18 protein-coding genes are annotated in these 16,960 nt (G+C 59.8%); 8 read left to right on the plus strand and 10 right to left on the minus strand.

Translation table 11 applies throughout. From position 1 onward, the window contains the following. Positions 1 to 115: 115 nt before the first annotated feature. From ACM6IO_RS21685 to colR, 5 genes are all read right to left on the minus strand, one after another. A complete protein-coding gene (locus tag ACM6IO_RS21685; protein WP_032832295.1) occupies positions 116 to 343 on the minus strand; it encodes a hypothetical protein in 228 nt (75 codons plus the stop codon). Positions 344 to 345: 2 nt separating this feature from the next. Then, a complete protein-coding gene (locus ACM6IO_RS21690) occupies positions 346 to 1,059 on the minus strand; it encodes a lipopolysaccharide kinase InaA family protein (RefSeq protein WP_414912205.1) in 714 nt (237 codons plus the stop codon). Positions 1,060 to 1,063: 4 nt separating this feature from the next. Then, positions 1,064 to 1,732: a class I SAM-dependent methyltransferase gene (locus ACM6IO_RS21695; RefSeq protein ID WP_414912206.1), complete on the minus strand. Its 669-nt coding sequence runs from the start codon at positions 1,730 to 1,732 to the stop codon at positions 1,064 to 1,066. A gap of 152 nt (positions 1,733 to 1,884) precedes the next feature. Then, positions 1,885 to 3,165: a sensor histidine kinase gene (locus tag ACM6IO_RS21700; protein ID WP_008036469.1), complete on the minus strand. Its 1,281-nt coding sequence runs from the start codon at positions 3,163 to 3,165 to the stop codon at positions 1,885 to 1,887. Next, complete coding sequence (colR, locus tag ACM6IO_RS21705; RefSeq protein WP_008032118.1) at positions 3,155 to 3,838, minus strand: two-component system response regulator ColR; 684 nt, start codon at positions 3,836 to 3,838, stop codon at positions 3,155 to 3,157. The genes ACM6IO_RS21700 and colR overlap by 11 nt, the downstream gene beginning before the upstream one ends. A gap of 219 nt (positions 3,839 to 4,057) precedes the next feature. On the opposite strand from colR, the gene ACM6IO_RS21710 reads away from it, so the two are divergent. Beyond that, the gene (locus ACM6IO_RS21710) at positions 4,058 to 4,801 is read left to right on the plus strand and encodes a phosphatase PAP2 family protein (protein ID WP_192417143.1); all 744 of its coding nucleotides are present in this window, start codon (positions 4,058 to 4,060) and stop codon (positions 4,799 to 4,801) included. Between the two features lie 168 nt (positions 4,802 to 4,969). On the opposite strand, the gene groL is transcribed toward ACM6IO_RS21710, so the two are convergent. From groL to ACM6IO_RS21730, 4 genes are all read right to left on the minus strand, one after another. Beyond that, positions 4,970 to 6,613: a chaperonin GroEL gene (gene groL / locus ACM6IO_RS21715; RefSeq protein WP_008032122.1), complete on the minus strand. Its 1,644-nt coding sequence runs from the start codon at positions 6,611 to 6,613 to the stop codon at positions 4,970 to 4,972. 49 nt (positions 6,614 to 6,662) lie between these two features. Next, entirely contained in the window at positions 6,663 to 6,953 is a 291-nt protein-coding gene (locus ACM6IO_RS21720) for a co-chaperone GroES (RefSeq protein ID WP_414912207.1), read from the minus strand. 247 nt (positions 6,954 to 7,200) lie between these two features. Beyond that, on the minus strand, positions 7,201 to 7,677 hold the full coding sequence (locus ACM6IO_RS21725; protein WP_008032127.1) for an FxsA family protein: 477 nt from the start codon (positions 7,675 to 7,677) through the stop codon (positions 7,201 to 7,203). 66 nt (positions 7,678 to 7,743) lie between these two features. Then, positions 7,744 to 8,475: a HugZ family protein gene (locus tag ACM6IO_RS21730; RefSeq protein ID WP_223415697.1), complete on the minus strand. Its 732-nt coding sequence runs from the start codon at positions 8,473 to 8,475 to the stop codon at positions 7,744 to 7,746. Positions 8,476 to 8,639: 164 nt separating this feature from the next. Between ACM6IO_RS21730 and ACM6IO_RS21735 the strand changes: the two genes are divergently transcribed. Continuing rightward, positions 8,640 to 9,398 carry an SDR family oxidoreductase gene (locus ACM6IO_RS21735; protein WP_150709817.1) on the plus strand — a complete coding sequence of 253 codons (759 nt, stop codon included), beginning with the start codon at positions 8,640 to 8,642 and terminating at the stop codon, positions 9,396 to 9,398. 120 nt (positions 9,399 to 9,518) lie between these two features. Here the strand turns inward: ACM6IO_RS21735 and apbC are convergent, their stop codons facing one another. Further along, positions 9,519 to 10,613 (minus strand): iron-sulfur cluster carrier protein ApbC, encoded by a 1,095-nt coding sequence (gene apbC, locus ACM6IO_RS21740; RefSeq protein ID WP_414912208.1) that lies wholly within the window; start codon positions 10,611 to 10,613, stop codon positions 9,519 to 9,521. Positions 10,614 to 10,880: 267 nt separating this feature from the next. Between apbC and metG the strand changes: the two genes are divergently transcribed. From metG to ACM6IO_RS21770, 6 genes are all read left to right on the plus strand, one after another. Then, entirely contained in the window at positions 10,881 to 12,932 is a 2,052-nt protein-coding gene (gene metG / locus ACM6IO_RS21745; RefSeq protein WP_226300196.1) for a methionine--tRNA ligase, read from the plus strand. A gap of 129 nt (positions 12,933 to 13,061) precedes the next feature. Then, positions 13,062 to 13,631 (plus strand): electron transport complex protein RnfA, encoded by a 570-nt coding sequence (locus ACM6IO_RS21750; RefSeq protein WP_414912209.1) that lies wholly within the window; start codon positions 13,062 to 13,064, stop codon positions 13,629 to 13,631. Next, positions 13,628 to 14,848: an electron transport complex subunit RsxB gene (gene rsxB / locus ACM6IO_RS21755; protein WP_414912210.1), complete on the plus strand. Its 1,221-nt coding sequence runs from the start codon at positions 13,628 to 13,630 to the stop codon at positions 14,846 to 14,848. The genes ACM6IO_RS21750 and rsxB overlap by 4 nt, the downstream gene beginning before the upstream one ends. Then, positions 14,835 to 15,824 carry an RnfABCDGE type electron transport complex subunit D gene (locus ACM6IO_RS21760; RefSeq protein WP_414912211.1) on the plus strand — a complete coding sequence of 330 codons (990 nt, stop codon included), beginning with the start codon at positions 14,835 to 14,837 and terminating at the stop codon, positions 15,822 to 15,824. The genes rsxB and ACM6IO_RS21760 overlap by 14 nt, the downstream gene beginning before the upstream one ends. Then, positions 15,821 to 16,435 (plus strand): RnfABCDGE type electron transport complex subunit G, encoded by a 615-nt coding sequence (locus ACM6IO_RS21765; RefSeq protein WP_192228583.1) that lies wholly within the window; start codon positions 15,821 to 15,823, stop codon positions 16,433 to 16,435. Before ACM6IO_RS21760 ends, ACM6IO_RS21765 begins: the two co-directional genes overlap by 4 nt. Continuing rightward, positions 16,428 to 16,937 carry an Rnf-Nqr domain containing protein gene (locus ACM6IO_RS21770; protein WP_192228582.1) on the plus strand — a complete coding sequence of 170 codons (510 nt, stop codon included), beginning with the start codon at positions 16,428 to 16,430 and terminating at the stop codon, positions 16,935 to 16,937. The genes ACM6IO_RS21765 and ACM6IO_RS21770 overlap by 8 nt, the downstream gene beginning before the upstream one ends. Positions 16,938 to 16,960 lie beyond the last annotated feature (23 nt).

The raw sequence follows: 16,960 nt of genomic DNA on the forward strand, positions 1-16,960 counted from the left end.
CCCGCGAAAGCGGTGTGTCAGGCACGACGCCTTCGCGGGCAAGCCTCGCTCCTACAATAACGGGCATAAAAAAGGCCTCGCATTTGCGAGGCCTTTTATTTGGGCTTCAATCTGGTCAACTCTGCGGCCTCAGTCCTTGAGAAAGTCCGAACATGAACAGCAATAGATCATGATCGGGTTGGGTTGCAACGGTCGCCTTCGCAACCCGTGGCATCGGACAACGCACGTCCCCGCTCACTGAACTGAGGACCTGCGTGCGGGGCTGCTCCCAAGCCGCCACCGCCAGTGAAGCAACTGCCAAGGCTCCTATCAGGAACAAACCTCTAGCAATTTCGAGTTTCATTGCTATAAACCTTTGATAGCGCTGCCAAACGCCGTCTCATAAAGGTAGACGAGATTTTTCCAGTCCGTGTCGCTGAACGACGAGTGGCGGCGCAGTTGCCGCATGTCATGGGTAGCGGCGCGACGGGTGGTCAAACGCTTCCGGCTCTTCTCCAGATCGAGCATGGCAATCTCGACGTTGGCGGCCTCGCCCTCACCAGTGACGCGTACGAATACGTGCTTCATATAGAGGCAGCCGTGCTGCCAGCGGCCCTTGTGCATGCGAGCCAGATTCTCGGCCAGATCCTTCAGGACCCGATCATGCACCGCCTCGCCATGACGTTCGCGACCACCACCTGCATACCAGTGTTCGATTTCTTCGAAACCGTCCAGTGCCTTGGTCACCAGCAATGCGCGCCACTTGTGAACCGGGTCATGCTGCGCACCGCAGAAAACAATCTCCGGAACGCGCACGTCGATCAGGCGCATGCCCATGAGCGCATCTCGCTCACGCAACACCGTCGGCCGACCGAAAGGATGCAGCCAACTCCGATAGATATGTCCGGTCTGACGTTTGACGTAGAGCAGTTGTCCCTTGCTGCTCTTGATACGCTGCACGCCACTTTCGCCGCCACGACGGACGTTGGGTTCTTCAACCCACTCACCGCGCTGATTCCAGAAATAGTCAAAGCGGTCTTGGGAAGCGACGTCCGTTTCTGCTGCACACTGCACTGCCATTGAGTTACCTCTTGCGTAATACATAAACCCGCCACATGGCATAGAGCGGTAAAAAGTCCAGTTGTTCCTGGACTCGAAAACCCGCCTGCTCGAACTCCTTTTCGACCGTAGCCGCCGGTAACACAAATCGGTTTTGGTAACCGAGATGCCCACGTGTTTTTTCAAGCCGCCTGCGTTTCCAGGCTTTGAAGTTGCCGTCCACCCACAACGAAAGAATCACACTGTCACGCGTGACGCGTTCGAACTCACGCAATATGGCCAGTCGATGCTCGGCTTCACCGATGTGGTGCAGCAAACGCATACAAAAAATGCTGTCGACGGCGTTATCAGGCAAGGCAATGTCGAACGCAGATGTGTGCAAGGGTTGTACCCGTTTCACCACATCGGCCGGTTGCGCCTTCAAAGCGATCTTCAGCATGGACTCGGAGTTGTCCGCACCGATAATCACCCGATTGGCTTTTTCCGCCAGTAGTGGCCAGAAGCGCCCGGCACCGCAGGGTAAATCGAGAACCAGGCCAGGTTCACCGGCCAATGTCAAAGCCTTGCGCGCCAGTTGCTCGTCACGCCAATGGGACAGTCGGCGACCGAGTCCGTCCTGATGTTTGCGCAGGTATTTCTGAGCGTGTTGATCGTCGTATTTTTCGGAAAAATCAAGTTTGATCGGGCCAGCCATCACGAAGGGCTCCTGCGTTTCTGATGACCACTACCCTAAGGAATGGTGTGTCAGCGCCAGGTCATGCCTTCGTGAAAAAATCGTGGTGTAAAACCCCGATTTATTTCGAGGTTTTACAGGTTGATGGCAGTGGCCGAGGGCCACCAACGAAATCAACTATCGCGCTGACTCAACGTCACCTGAAAACGACAGCCATTGGGCTCCATATTCGTCAGGCTGACATTCCACCCCTGGTTCTCGCAGATCCGCTGCACCAGCGACAGGCCCAGCCCCAGGCCTTCACCGCGTTTCTCGTTGCCACGCACGAACGGCTCGAACATCGCCTCGCGTTTTTCCTCGGGAATGCCCACACCACTGTCCTCGACCGTGAAACCGGCGGTCGTCAGCGTCAAGCGGATGAAGCCTCGTTCGGTGTAATGCAGCGCGTTACGCAGCAGGTTACCCATGACTGCGTGCAACAGGGTTGCGTTGTAGCAGGTGCTGGCCGGATTGCCCGGTTCAAATATCAGCGACAGCCCTTTTGCCTCGATCGGTTCTCGCCATAAATTGAGCAGCCCGCCGGCGACCTGGCTCAAGGACTGCTGCGGCGCCATGCTGGCGTCTTCATGTTGGGCGCGGGCCAGCATCAGGAAGGTTTGCACCAGCTCACGCATCTCTTCGCAGGCGCGGGCGATTCGTTCAACCTGAGCCCGACCCCGCTGGTCGATGCCGGGGTTTTCCAGCAACAGCTCACAGGAACTGGCCAGCACCATCAACGGCGTGCGCAATTCGTGGCTGACGTCGCTGGTGAACAATCGCTCCCGGGTCAATGCCTGCCGCAAGCGCCCGAGGGTGGCGTCGAAGGCTACCGCCAGCTCGCCCACTTCATCAGCGGCGTAGTCCGGTGCCAATGGAGGCGCCAGCCCCAGGAGCTGATCGCGGTGACGCACCTGCCGAGCGAGGCGCACCACCGGCGCCATCACTTTACGCGCGAGGACCCAGCCGAGGAACACCGCCAACGCCAGGCTCAAGACGAAGCCCACCAGCACCACCGCGAACAGCACCCGCTCACGCTCTTCGAAATCACTCTGGTCTTGCAGCAGCACATAATGCCGGCCGTCGACGACTTCGACCATCGCGTGATACGACAGCTGCTCCCGGAACACCTCGTGAAAACCCGGCTCCAGATGACGCAAATCCTTGGGCAAGTCGAAATCGCCCGGCCCGCCGCTGAAGTAGAACAGCTGGTCTGGTTCGGGGCGATGGCTCCAGTCCGAGACACTGTCCATCAACAACAGACGTTGCAGATCGCCACCCAGACCTGCCGAAATCAGTTTTTCTTCCACCAGGTGCACGGTTGCCACAATGCCCATGGCGAAGGCGCCTGCCACCAATGCGCTCATCAGCGCAAAGGCGATGATGATCCGTTGAGCAAGGCTCTGTTTAAACTCCATCACGGCCCTCGGCCAAGCGATAACCCACACCGTGTACGGTTTGCAGCAACGGCTTGGCGAACGGCTTGTCGATCACCTGACGCAATTGGTGGACGTGGCTGCGCAGGCTGTCGCTGTCCGGGCAGTCATCGCCCCACAGGGCCTCTTCGAGAATTTCCCGGCGCAAGACGTGCGGGCTTTTCTGCATCAGCACGGCCAACAGTTTCAGGCCGACCGGGTTGAGTTTCAGCAAGCGCCCTTCGCGGGTGACTTCCAGGGTATCGAGGTCGTAGCTCAGATCGCCGACTTGCAGGGTACGACGACCGCCGCCCTGCGCCCGGCGCATCACCGCTTCGATCCGCGCGGCGAGTTCAGACAGGGCGAAAGGTTTGATCAGGTAATCATCGGCCCCGGACTTGAAGCCTTGCAGCCGGTCGTCCAGTTGATCGCGAGCGGTCAGCATGATCACCGGGGTGTCACGACGAGCGTCTTCGCGCAGGCGTTTGCATAACGTATAGCCGTCGATGCCGGGCAACATGATGTCGAGCACGATCAAGTCGTAGTGCTCGGTGGCCGCCAGGTGCAGGCCAGACAAACCGTCCTGCGCGCAATCCACGGTGTAGCCTTTGAGCCCCAGGTAATCGGCCAGATTGGCCAGGATATCGCGGTTGTCTTCAACCAATAGAATTCGCATGGGCACCTCCTCCGTACACAGTAACGGCCGTCTTGGCCCGCGCAGCTTAAGGCCTGGCGTGGCGCAGAGCCAGAACTGTGTGCAGTGGCCAAACCCATTGATAAACCCGGTGTGACGTTGACGATTTTTTCACTATCGGTTCACACGGCAGCGACAGAAACAGGCCCAAACTCCGCGCGGCTGCGCTCTCAAGAACATTTAACCGACCAAGGAACTGCCATGGTTTCGACCACTGCCCGCCCCGCCTCTCGCCCTCTGAACTTCTGGGTGTGCCTGGGTGTGCCCGCCGTTGCGGCGATCATTCTGGTGTTGCTCGAACTGACGTCCGTGGACATGGACCTGGCGAGGATGTTCTACGACCCGGCTGCGGGGGATTTCATCGGACGGCACAGTTACTTCCTCGAAAACATCCTGCATGACCGCGCCAAACAAGTGGTCATCGCGTTTTCAGTGTTGGCCATCTTCGGCTTCATCGGCGCCTTTTTCATCGACCGGCTCAAACCGTTCAAACGGGAACTGGGCTGCCTGGTGCTGTCCCTTGGCCTGGCGACCTCTTTTGTCACGCCCGTCAAAGCAGTGACCGCAGTTCAATGCCCATGGAGCCTGGAGCAATTCGGCGGTCATGAAACCTACAGTGAACTGCTCAGCCCGCGCCCACCTACCGAAAAACCCGGCCGTTGCTGGCCGGGGGGTCATGCCGCCACCGGTTTCACGTTGTTTGCGCTGTTTTTCGTGCTGCGCGACCGACGTCCGCGTCTGGCGCGCAAGGCGCTGGTGTTCGCGTTTGCGCTGGGCACGGTGTTTTCCATCGGCCGGATGCTGCAGGGCGCGCATTTTTTCTCGCACAACGTGTGGACAGCGATTTTCTGCTGGCTGATTTGTCTGGGGTCGTATTACTACATCCTTTATCGACCGGCGTTGAAGGCTGATCGAGTAACCAAGGCAGAACCTGTCGGCGCCTGATCTGACGCCTTCGCGGGCAAGCCTCGCTCCTACAAGGATCGCGCAGAACCTGTAGGAGCGAGGCTTGCCCGCGAAGGGGTCCACAAAAGCAACACAACTTTCTGGCACGCAATAAAAAACCCCGCCTGCTTTCGCAGGCGGGGTTTTTTCGTACGGGGTAAGGCTGGCTTACATCATGCCGCCCATACCGCCCATACCGCCCATGTCTGGCATGCCGCCGCCAGCTGGTGCGTCTTCCTTGATCTCGGCGATCATGGCTTCGGTGGTGATCATCAGGCTGGCAATCGACGAAGCCGCTTGCAGAGCCGAACGAGTCACTTTGGCCGGGTCCAGGATACCCATTTCGATCATGTCGCCGTATTCGCCGGTGGCAGCGTTGTAACCGTAGTTACCCGAACCCTGCTTGACCTTGTCCACAACTACGCTTGGCTCGTCGCCGGAGTTGGCAACGATCTGGCGCAGTGGAGCTTCTACAGCGCGACGCAGCAACTGGATGCCAACGTTCTGGTCATCGTTGTCGCCTTTCAGCTCGGAGATAGCCTGCAGAGCGCGAACCAGTGCCACGCCGCCGCCAGGTACCACGCCTTCTTCAACGGCTGCACGGGTAGCGTGCAGGGCGTCTTCAACGCGGGCTTTCTTCTCTTTCATTTCAACTTCGGAACCAGCGCCAACCTTGATCACTGCAACGCCGCCGGACAGCTTGGCCAGACGCTCTTGCAGTTTTTCACGGTCGTAGTCGGACGAAGTGTCGGCCACTTGCTGACGGATCTGCAGAACGCGAGCCTGGATGTCAGCCTCAACGCCGGCACCGTCGATCACGGTGGTGTTTTCTTTGGACAGGATTACGCGCTTGGCATTACCCAGGTGTTCCAGGGTAGTGCTTTCCAGGCTCAGACCGATCTCTTCGGAGATAACGGTACCGCCAGTCAGAACAGCGATGTCCTGCAGCATGGCCTTGCGACGGTCGCCGAAGCCTGGAGCCTTGACGGCTGCGACTTTGACGATGCCACGCATGTTGTTCACAACCAGAGTCGCCAGGGCTTCGCCTTCAACGTCTTCGGCCACGATCAGCAGTGGACGGCCGGCTTTGGCAACGGCTTCCAGTACTGGCAGCATTTCGCGGATGTTCGAGATCTTTTTGTCGACCAGCAGGATCAGCGGACCGTCCAGCTCGGCAGTCATGGTCTCTGGCTTGTTGACGAAGTACGGGGACAGGTAGCCACGGTCGAACTGCATGCCTTCAACAACCGACAGTTCGTTTTCCAGGCCCGAGCCTTCTTCAACGGTGATCACGCCTTCTTTACCGACTTTTTCCATGGCTTCGGCAATGATGTCGCCGATGGAGTTGTCGGAGTTGGCCGAGATGGTGCCGACCTGAGCGATTGCCTTGGTGTCAGCGCATGGCTTGGACAGGGCTTTCAGCTCTTTGACGATCGCGATGGTCGCTTTGTCGATACCGCGCTTGAGGTCCATCGGGTTCATGCCGGCAGCGACGGCTTTCAGGCCTTCGTTGACGATCGATTGAGCCAGAACGGTAGCGGTGGTGGTGCCGTCGCCTGCGTCATCGTTGGCACGGGAGGCAACGTCTTTGACCAGCTGCGCGCCCATGTTTTCGAAGCGATCTTTCAGCTCGATTTCTTTGGCAACGGACACGCCGTCCTTGGTGATGGTCGGAGCGCCGAAGCTCTTCTCGATGATCACGTTACGGCCTTTAGGGCCCAGGGTCGCTTTTACTGCGTCAGCCAGGACGTTTACACCGGCGAGCATTTTCTTGCGGGCGGAGTCGCCGAATTTAACTTCTTTAGCAGCCATGATCGATATTCCTTAAATACTTTGTAGTAGCGGGAAAATGAGCGGGGAATCAGCCTTCGATAACAGCGAGGATCTCGTCTTCGCGAATTACTACCAGCTCATCACTACCGTCTTTCACCGTATCGCGGGAGTAAGCACCAAACAGAACCTTGTCACCGACTTTCACGTCCAGCGCGCGCACTTCACCGCTAACCAACAGGCGACCGGCGCCTACGGCGATGACTTCACCGGTGTTGGCTTTTTCAGCAGCCGAACCTGGCAGGACGATACCGCCAGCGGTTTTCTTTTCTTCTTCGCTGCGACGGATGACGACGCGGTCATGCAGAGGACGAAGCTTCATTGTCGATCTCTCCTAATTGTGGTTTTCATCGGCCGGTGTAGTCCCGGCGGGTTTAACAAATCCGGCGGTGCCGGGTGCGGTTCGTCAAGCGAACCGCGGAAGTCTGTCTGGCGTGATTGCCAGAAACCTTGCGGTGACCGTTACATAAGGGCGCATAAGCTTATTACAAGGGCGGGGATCGAAATTTTTTACGTTGATGCCCCGAAAACGAACACGGCACCCGAAGGTGCCGTGCAGGTGAAACGATTTACTTGGAATCGCGGTGTTCGAACTCGCCTTCGATCACGTTCGGCTCTCGGCCTAACGGCTCGCGCGGGGCAGGACCGCCACGCGGCTGAAGATCATCGGCGAACGCACGCTGACGGATCGCCGCCTCTTCGGCGCGCTGGCGCATTTTATTGGCCAGCAGTCGACGCGAGATCGGCAGCAGCATGATCAGGCCCAGCACGTCGGTGACGAAGCCCGGCAGAATCAACAGACCACCGGCCAGGGCCAGCATCAGGCCTTCGAGCATTGTCTGGGCTGGCAGTTCGCCGCGGTTCAGACTTTCACGCGCACGCAGCGCAGTTGCCAGGCCGGCGATGCGCAGCACGAACACGCCGAGCATCGAGCCGAGAATGACCAGCAGCAGCGCCGGGAAAAACCCGATGGCTCCGCTGACCTTGACGAATACGAACAGCTCCAACACCGGAAACAGTACAAAGAGCAATAAAAAAGGGCGCATCAAATGGTTCCTCAACGCAAGAATGCCTTGCCAGTCTTCCCTAGATGACGTCGCCCTTTCGTGAATTCAAGCGCCGGCCACTTCATTTTTCGGCCAATGCTCGGCGTGAGCCAGGAAAACCAAGGCCTCCCGAACTTGTGTCGGCGTATTACACGGGGCTTGAAACGGTAGCCAGTACAACGCCTGACCAATGCGCAGGTGCATGCCTTCAGTGTCGATCCCGGCCAATTGCGCCGGCTCGGTTTTCGGCAGCCCAGCCAGTTCGACGTAGTGGGCGATGGCTTTGGCGTGATCGGCGTTCATGTGCTCGACCATGCTCACCTCGGCCTTGCCGGCGAACGGGTTGGCCAACGTCAGTTGATCGACCCAATGAATCGCGCCGAAGCCGCCGATGTAGCGGTGACGCACGGGTTTGAGCACCCAGAAATCGAAATCGTGGGCCTTGTGGTAATTCTGCGAGTCCGGGAAGTAACGGTAGTAGCGCTCGGCGGCCGCTTCAATCGCAGCCGCGTCCTCGAGTTTTTCTGCTTCGGCGAGGTAAGTCAGGCGACCGACCGCTTGCACGTCCTCGGCCCCGCGCTCACCGACGAACAGCGAACACTTCGGGTCTTTCTGCAGATTATGCGTGTGCTGGGCGATGCGGCTGATCAGGATCAGCGGCCGGCCCTGCTCGTCCAGACAGTAAGGAACCACGGAGCCAAACGGGAAACCGGGCATCGCCTTGGAGTGCGTCGACAGCACTCCGCGGTATTCCTTGAGAAGCAATTCTCGGGCATTCTTGGCCGCTTCAACGCTCAATTTATGACTCCTTATATAGAATCCGTCGAAAAAACGGACAGGCGACTGCAGAAAGTTCCAGTCCGCCATCGGGGCAGTTCTCATGTGCAGCCAGGCCACATCAGGTGCAGATCGAGAGGCTCTCTAGAAGGAAGACCACTCCAACCTGCAACTGGGGCACGCGAATGCAACTCACTGACAAAGTAATCATTATCACTGGCGGTTGCCAGGGTTTAGGCCGTTCGATGGCCGAGTATTTCGCCGGCAAAGGCGCGAAGCTTGCGCTGGTTGACCTGAACCAGGAAAAGCTCGATGACGCCGTTGCCGCGTGCAAGGCCAAGGGCGTCGAGGCCCGCGCCTACCTGTGCAACGTGGCCAATGAAGAGCAAGTGACGCACATGGTCGCTCAGGTGGCCGAAGATTTCGGCGCGATTCATGGCTTGATCAACAACGCCGGGATCCTGCGTGACGGGCTGCTGTTGAAGGTCAAGGATGGCGAGATGACCAAGATGAGCCTGGCCCAATGGCAAGCGGTCATCGACGTCAACCTGACCGGCGTGTTCCTGTGCACCCGCGAAGTCGCGGCGAAAATGGTCGAGCTGAAGAATAGCGGCGCGATCATCAACATCTCGTCGATCTCCCGCGCCGGCAACGTCGGCCAGACCAACTACTCGGCGGCCAAGGCCGGGGTTGCTGCGGCGACCGTCACGTGGGCAAAGGAATTGGCGCGTTACGGCATTCGCGTTGCGGGCATTGCACCGGGCTTTATCGAGACCGAGATGACGCTGGGCATGAAGCCTGAAGCGCTGGAGAAAATGACGTCCGGGATTCCGCTCAAGCGCATGGGCAAGCCGGAAGAGATCGCCCATTCGGCGGCGTACATTTTCGAGAACGACTACTACACCGGCCGGATCCTGGAAATGGATGGCGGGTTGCGGATCTGACCAACACCGCAAAACAAATGTGGGAGCGAGCCTGCTCGCGATAACGGTGTGCCAGTCAACGCACCTGTTGAATGTTTATCCGCCATCGCGAGCAGGCTCGCTCCCACAATTGGATCGCGTTTAATCGTCGCTGATGGTGATGTTCGGCATCGCCGGGGTCGCCGCTTCCTGCAACACGATCCGCGCGCCGACGTGGCGGGCGAGTTCCTGATACACCAGCGCGATCGGGCTGTCCGGCTCGGCAATGACCGTTGGCTTGCCGCCATCGGCCTGTTCACGAATGGCCATCGCCAGCGGCAACGACGCCAACAGTTCGACGCCGTACTGATTGGCCAGCTTCACCCCACCGCCCTCACCGAACAGATGCTCGGCATGCCCGCAGTTCGAGCAGATGTGCACCGCCATGTTTTCCACCACGCCCAGCACCGGGATGTTGACCTTGCGGAACATCTCCACACCTTTGCGCGCGTCCAGCAACGCCAGGTCTTGCGGGGTGGTGACGATGACGGCGCCCGCTACCGGGACTTTCTGCGCGAGGGTCAGCTGGATGTCACCGGTGCCAGGCGGCATGTCGATGACCAGGTAATCCAGGTCGCCCCACGCGGTTTGCGTCACCAGTTGCAACAGCGCGCCGGAAACCATCGGCCCGCGCCAGACCATCGGCGTGTTGTCGTCGGTCAGGAAGGCCATGGACATCACTTCGACGCCATGGGACTCAATCGGCACGAACCATTTCTGATCCTTGACCTTTGGTCGGGTGCCTTCGGGAATGCCGAACATGATGCCCTGGCTCGGACCGTAAATGTCCGCATCCAGAATCCCCACCTTCGCGCCTTCGCGGGCCAGGGCCAGCGCGAGGTTGGCGGCGGTGGTGGACTTGCCCACGCCGCCCTTGCCGGATGCCACGGCCACAACGTTTTTGACGTTGGCCAGGCCCGGGATCTGTGCCTGAGCCTTGTGTGCAGCGATCACACTGGTGATATCAACGTGGGCGCTGGTGACGCCGTCGAGGCCTTCGATGGCCATCTGCAGCATCTGCGCCCAGCCACTTTTGAACAGGCCGGCGGCGTAACCCAACTCCAGCTGGACGCTGACGCGATCACCCTGGATGTCGATGTTGCGCACGCACCCGGCGCTGACCGGGTCCTGGTTCAGGTAAGGGTCGGTGTATTGGCGAAGGACGGCTTCCACCGCTGCGCGATTGACGGCGCTCATGGGCAACTCCGATAGCAAGACTGGAAAATCAGGCGGGTATCGTACCTGTTCTGATCGTTTGGCGGCATGCCGAAAAGATCTGTAGGAGCCGGCTTGCCGGCGATAGCTGACTTGAGGACGCCATCGCCGGCAAGCCGGGCTCCTACAGGAACGCGGCGCATCGCATGAATCCACGTCAGTCATCCAATGAAACAGGCGCACGGGGTGAAAAATATGCGCCGGCGCTTTATAGTGGCCGACCTCCGTTTCATCAAGTAGCCGAGCCCCATGTCCGAGCCACGCAAGATCCTCGTCACCAGCGCCCTGCCCTATGCCAATGGTTCGATCCATCTTGGCCACATGCTGGAATACATCCAGACCGATATGTGGGTGCGCTTCCAGAAGCACCGCGGCAACCAATGCATTTATGTCTGCGCCGACGACGCCCACGGTTCGGCGATCATGCTGCGCGCGGAAAAAGAAGGCATCACCCCGGAACAACTGATCGCCAACGTCCAGGCTGAACATAGCGCCGACTTTGCCGAGTTCCTGGTGGACTTCGACAACTTCCACTCCACTCACGCCGAAGAAAACCGTGAGCTGTCGAGCCAGATCTACCTGAAGCTGCGCGACGCCGGGCACATCGCCACGCGCTCGATCACGCAGTATTTCGACCCGGAAAAGAAAATGTTCCTGGCCGACCGCTTCATCAAGGGCACCTGCCCGAAATGCGGCACCGAAGACCAGTACGGCGACAACTGCGAGAAATGCGGCGCGACCTACGCACCGACTGACTTGAAGGATCCGAAGTCGGCCATCTCTGGCGCGACCCCGGTGCTCAAGGATTCCCAGCACTTCTTCTTCAAACTGCCGGACTTCCAGGAAATGCTGCAAACCTGGACCCGCAGCGGCACGTTGCAAGACGCCGTCGCCAACAAGATCGCCGAATGGCTGGATGCCGGTCTGCAACAGTGGGACATCTCCCGTGATGCGCCGTACTTCGGTTTCGAAATTCCAGGCGAGCCGGGCAAGTACTTCTACGTCTGGCTGGACGCGCCAATCGGTTACATGGCCAGCTTCAAGAACCTGTGCAACCGCACGCCGGAACTGGATTTCGATGCGTTCTGGGGCAAGGATTCCACCGCCGAGCTGTACCACTTCATCGGCAAGGACATCGTCAACTTCCACGCCCTTTTCTGGCCAGCGATGCTCGAAGGCGCCGGTTTCCGTAAACCGACCGGCATCAACGTGCACGGCTACCTGACCGTCAATGGTCAGAAAATGTCCAAGTCCCGCGGCACCTTCATCAAGGCCCGGACCTACCTGGATCACCTGTCGCCGGAATACCTGCGTTATTACTACGCGGCCAAACTGGGACGTGGCGTCGACGACCTCGACCTGAACCTCGAAGACTTCGTGCAGAAGGTCAACTCCGACCTCGTCGGCAAAGTCGTCAACATCGCCAGCCGCTGCGCCGGTTTCATCCACAAAGGCAACGCCGGCGTGCTGGTGGCCGGTAACGCCGCGCCAGAACTGACCGAAGCCTTCCTCGCCGCAGCGCCAAGCATTGCCGAAGCCTACGAGGCTCGCGACTTTGCCCGTGCCATGCGCGAAATCATGGGCCTGGCCGACCGCGCCAACGCCTGGATCGCCGACAAGGCGCCTTGGTCGCTGAACAAACAGGAAGGCAAGCACGACGAAGTCCAGGCGATCTGCGCGCTGGGCATCAACCTGTTCCGCCAACTGGTGATCTTCCTCAAACCGGTGCTGCCACTGTTGGCCGCCGATGCCGAGGCGTTCCTCAACGTCGCGCCGCTGACTTGGGCCGATCACGCGACCTTGCTCAGCAACCATCAGTTGAACGAGTTCAAGCCGCTGATGACCCGCATCGACCCGGTGAAAGTGCAAGCCATGACCGACGCTTCGAAAGAAGACCTGACCGCCAGCCAGACCGACACCGGCGACGCGGCACCTGCCGGCAACGGCGAACTGGCGAAGGATCCGCTGTCGCCGGAGATCGAATTCGATGCGTTTGCCGCCGTCGACCTGCGCGTGGCGCTGATCGTCAAGGCCGAAGCCGTGGAAGGCGCCGACAAGCTGCTGCGCCTGACCCTCGACATCGGTGACGAGCAACGCAACGTGTTCTCCGGGATCAAGAGCGCTTACCCGGATCCGTCCAAGCTCGATGGTCGCCTGACCATGATGATCGCCAACCTCAAGCCACGGAAAATGAAGTTCGGCATCTCCGAAGGCATGGTGATGGCGGCCGGTCCTGGCGGTGAAGAAATCTACCTGCTCAGCCCCGACAGCGGTGCCAAGCCAGGTCAGCGCATCAAGTAAGATCCTGCGGCAAACCGATCCCACAGTCGTGCCCGGCGCGACTGTGGGATTTTCATGTCTGGCCCCCCCTCCTTCCTTGCCGGATAATGCCTAACCTTGTTAGCAAGGCTTCTTTCTTCCGGCACGATCATGACCGAGATGCTTCTTACGCTTATCAGCGCTGCCCTGATCAACAACGTCGTGTTGCACTCGCCGCTGGGCGTCGATCCGCTGCTGGGCTCTGAGCGCCGTCAGGTGCATGCGCTGGGCATTGCGACGACGTGCCTGATGCTGATCGTCGGAATGCTTGGCTACGCGCTCTACCACTGGCTACTGGCGCCGCTGGAGCTGACTTCGCTGCGTTTGTTCGCGTTTCTGCCCCTGAGCGTGTTGTTGATCACACCGCTGCTGAAGCTGCTGCCGAAAGTGTTTTCGACGTTTTCGTTCGAAGGGCTCTGGCCGCTGCTGCTCGGCAATGCCGGCGTGCTCGGTCTGGCGCTGATCAACGCCCAGGAAAACCGCGGATTTTTCCACGCCACAGCCCTGAGCCTCGGCGCCGGGCTGGGGTTCTGGCTGGTGCTGAGTCTGTTCAGCGACTTGCGCCAGCGCACCCTCGATAACGATGTTCCCCTGCCCTTTCGCGGCCTGCCGATCGACCTGATCGGCGCCGGACTGATCGCAGTGGCTTTTCTCGGTTTCAGCGGACTGATCAAAACATGAGTCTGATTCAACGCATCGACGCCCTCTTGCCGCAGACCCAGTGCGGCAAATGTGGCCATCCCGGATGCAAGCCGTACGCAGAAGGCATCGCCAGCGGCGAGCCGATCAACAAGTGCCCGCCCGGCGGCAGCGAAACCATCGCAGCCCTGGCTGAGTTGCTGAAAGTGCCGGTGCTGGAGCTGGACGTCAGTCGCGGTTCGGCCCCGGCGCAAATCGCCTACATCCGCGAAGCCGAGTGCATCGGTTGCACCAAGTGCATTCAGGCCTGCCCGGTAGACGCCATCGTCGGCGCAGCGAAATTGATGCACACGGTGATCATCGACGAATGCACCGGTTGCGACCTTTGCGTGGCTCCTTGCCCGGTGGACTGCATCGAAATGCGGCCGTTGCCGCTGGCCACGGTGTTGCCGATTGTCGGTGGCCTGGCGTTCAGCCCTGAAGAACAACAGGCGCGTACCGCCAAACGCAATCACGCCCGGCGTCGCTTTGAACAGCGCAACGCCCGCTTGCACCGCGAAGAAGAACAGAAACTCGCCGAGCGTCAGGCCCGGGCACATCGCGCCGCGCAACAGCAGCACAGTGAAGTGACAACGCTCGACCCGGTTCAAGCCGCACTGGAGAGAGTTCGTGCGCAGAAAGCGGCCAATGCCGACGCGGCGTTGAAGAAAGCCAAAATCGATTTGGCGATGAGCCGCGCGCAACTGAACAAATCGCTCAAGGCGTTCGGCCATCCGCCGACCTTCGAACAGCAGTCGCAACTGATCGTCCTGCAACAGCAATTCGACGCAGCTGAACACGCCTTGGGGCAGTTGGAAAACAGCGCACCACCCGCCGCTGCGCCGGCGCCGCCAGTGAAGGACGCGGAGCTGAAGCGGGCGAAAATACAGTTGGCCATGCGCCGCGCCGAACTCAAGAAAGCACAAACCAGTGACGCGCCGGCCGAGCAAATCGAAGCACTGGAGCGTGCACTCGGCGACGCTGAAAAAGCCCTGCACGCGGCAGAAGCTACAAGCGAGCAGCCTTTACCTGACCTGGCGCGTATCGAAAAACGCCCCATCGACAGCCAGCTTCGACAGCTGAAAACCGAATTGGCCTACGCTCGCGCGGATGTCAGCAAACTCGAACGTCGCACCGACACACCCGCTGAGTTATTGGACAAGGCGCGCGCCCGCCTGCAAGAAGCCGAGCGCCAGGTGGATGCCTATGTCGCCCCTTGAATCGGTCGACGAGCGCCTTCAGCAGGCCATGAAGCTGGTGTTGCTGGCCACCGTGCCGGGGATGCTGGTGCTGTTCTGGTTGTATGGCTGGGGCGTGTTGATCAATTTGATCCTGGCCGGCGTTACCGCGCTGGCCGTTGAAGCGGCCGTGTTATGGCTGCGCAAACGCCAGATCAAACCGACCTTGAGCGATGGCAGCGCGCTGGTCAGTGCGACGCTGCTGGCCCTGGCTTTGCCGCCGTATTGCCCGTGGTGGCTGACGGTCTGCGCCGCGGCATTCGCACTGCTCGGCAAACAACTGTATGGCGGTGTAGGGAAAAACCCGTTCAACCCGGCGATGCTCGGTTTCGCTTTGGTGCTGGTGACCTTTCCCCAACCAATGACTCACTGGCCTTCGTCCCACGGCATGGAACTGCTCGGTGGCCTGCAGCAAGTGTTCGGTTTCAGCCTCAGCCAGACGCCGGATGCGTGGGTCCAGGCCACGGCGCTGGACAGCTTGCGAATCAACAAAAGCCTGACCATGGACGAACTCTTCGCCGGTAATCCGGCGTTCGGTCACTTCGGCGCACGCGGCGTGGAATGGGTCAACCTGGCGTTTCTGGCGGGCGGTTTGTTTCTGCTGCAACGGCAGGTATTCAGCTGGCATGCGCCGGTGGGCATGCTTGCCAGCCTGTTCGTCATCAGCCTGCTGTGCTGGAACGGTTCGGGCTCCGACTCCCATGGTTCCCCCCTGTTTCATCTGCTCACGGGCGCGAGCATGCTGGGCGCATTCTTTATCGTCACGGAGCCGGTGTCCGGCGCAAAAATCCCAGGTGCCCGACTGCTGTTCGGCGCGGGCGTGGGATTGCTGACTTACCTGATTCGCACTTGGGGCGGCTATCCGGACGGCGTTGCGTTTGCAGTGTTGTTGATGAATCTTTGCGTGCCGGCGCTGGAGCGGTTTGTCGCGTCCAGGCAGGAGCCGATTTCGCCATGAGCCGAACGTCGAGCGTTGTGATTCTGCTGTTGCTGGCAAGCCTGGGGATTGGCGCGACCTACCTTGTGCAGTACAGCAGCGCGCCACGTATCGCAGCCGAACAACGACGGATCGACAGCCGCAACCTGCTCGACTTGCTGCCTTCCGACAGTTACGACAATCAACCGCTGGAGCAGCCGCTGCAGCTCGGTAACCTGGCGTTGACCAACAGCACCTTGCTGGGCGGCTACCTCGCCACCAAGGCCGGCCAACCCGTTGCGGTCCTGCTGCGCAGCCAGACGATCGGGTATGCGGGCGCCATCGATTTGCTGATCGCCATTGACGCGAACGGCAAGTTGCTGGGGGTCAAGACCCTGAAACAATCAGAAACCCCGGGCCTGGGTGCGCGTATCGCCGACTGGCCCAATACCTGGCTTCAGGCGTTCACTGGCAAATCCTTGAATGAACCCGCCGACAGCGGTTGGGCGTTGAAAAAGGATCAGGGTCAATTTGATCAAATCGCTGGCGCGACTATTACCTCCAGAGCCGTGATCAATGCGATCCACGAGGCTCTGCGCTACTTCGATGAACACTCGCGTCAGCTGATCGGGAGCGACCTCCTCCATGAATAAGTCCGCGAATTTACAGAACTCGCTGATGCTCGCGCCGCTGATCGGCGCCACTGACTCGTTAGTGACCGCACTGGGTGTATGGCTGATGTTCATCGTGGTGATCAGTGCGTTTGGTGCGAGCATGGCTGCCTTGCGATCCCGACTGATCCCGGCGGCTCGCTTGTTCGCAGGCGTCCTGCTGGCGGCCACGCTGACCGGTTGTGCAGAACTCGCCGCGCAGGTCTGGTCACTTCAATGGCACCAGCATTCGGGGTTTTATGCAGCACTGATCGCTTTGCAGTGCGTCGTGTTGGAACATACCGGTTTTTTCCAGAGTGCATGGCGTGAGCGCCTGCGCCTGTGTGTCCTGTTCGGCGCGCTGATGGTTGGCCTGGGCCTGCTGCGCGAACTCCTCGGCGACGCAGGCTTGCGCCTGGCCACGTTGGCACCTGGCGGATTCATTCTGCTGGGCCTGCTGATCGCCGCCTGGCAAGCCTGGCCCCGCCCGAATCCCTCACATTGATCGCTTTCGAGGAAACGCACTGC

It is taken from the genome of Pseudomonas sp. IT-P44, from assembly GCF_949768225.1.
Classification (GTDB): domain Bacteria; phylum Pseudomonadota; class Gammaproteobacteria; order Pseudomonadales; family Pseudomonadaceae; genus Aquipseudomonas; species Aquipseudomonas migulae.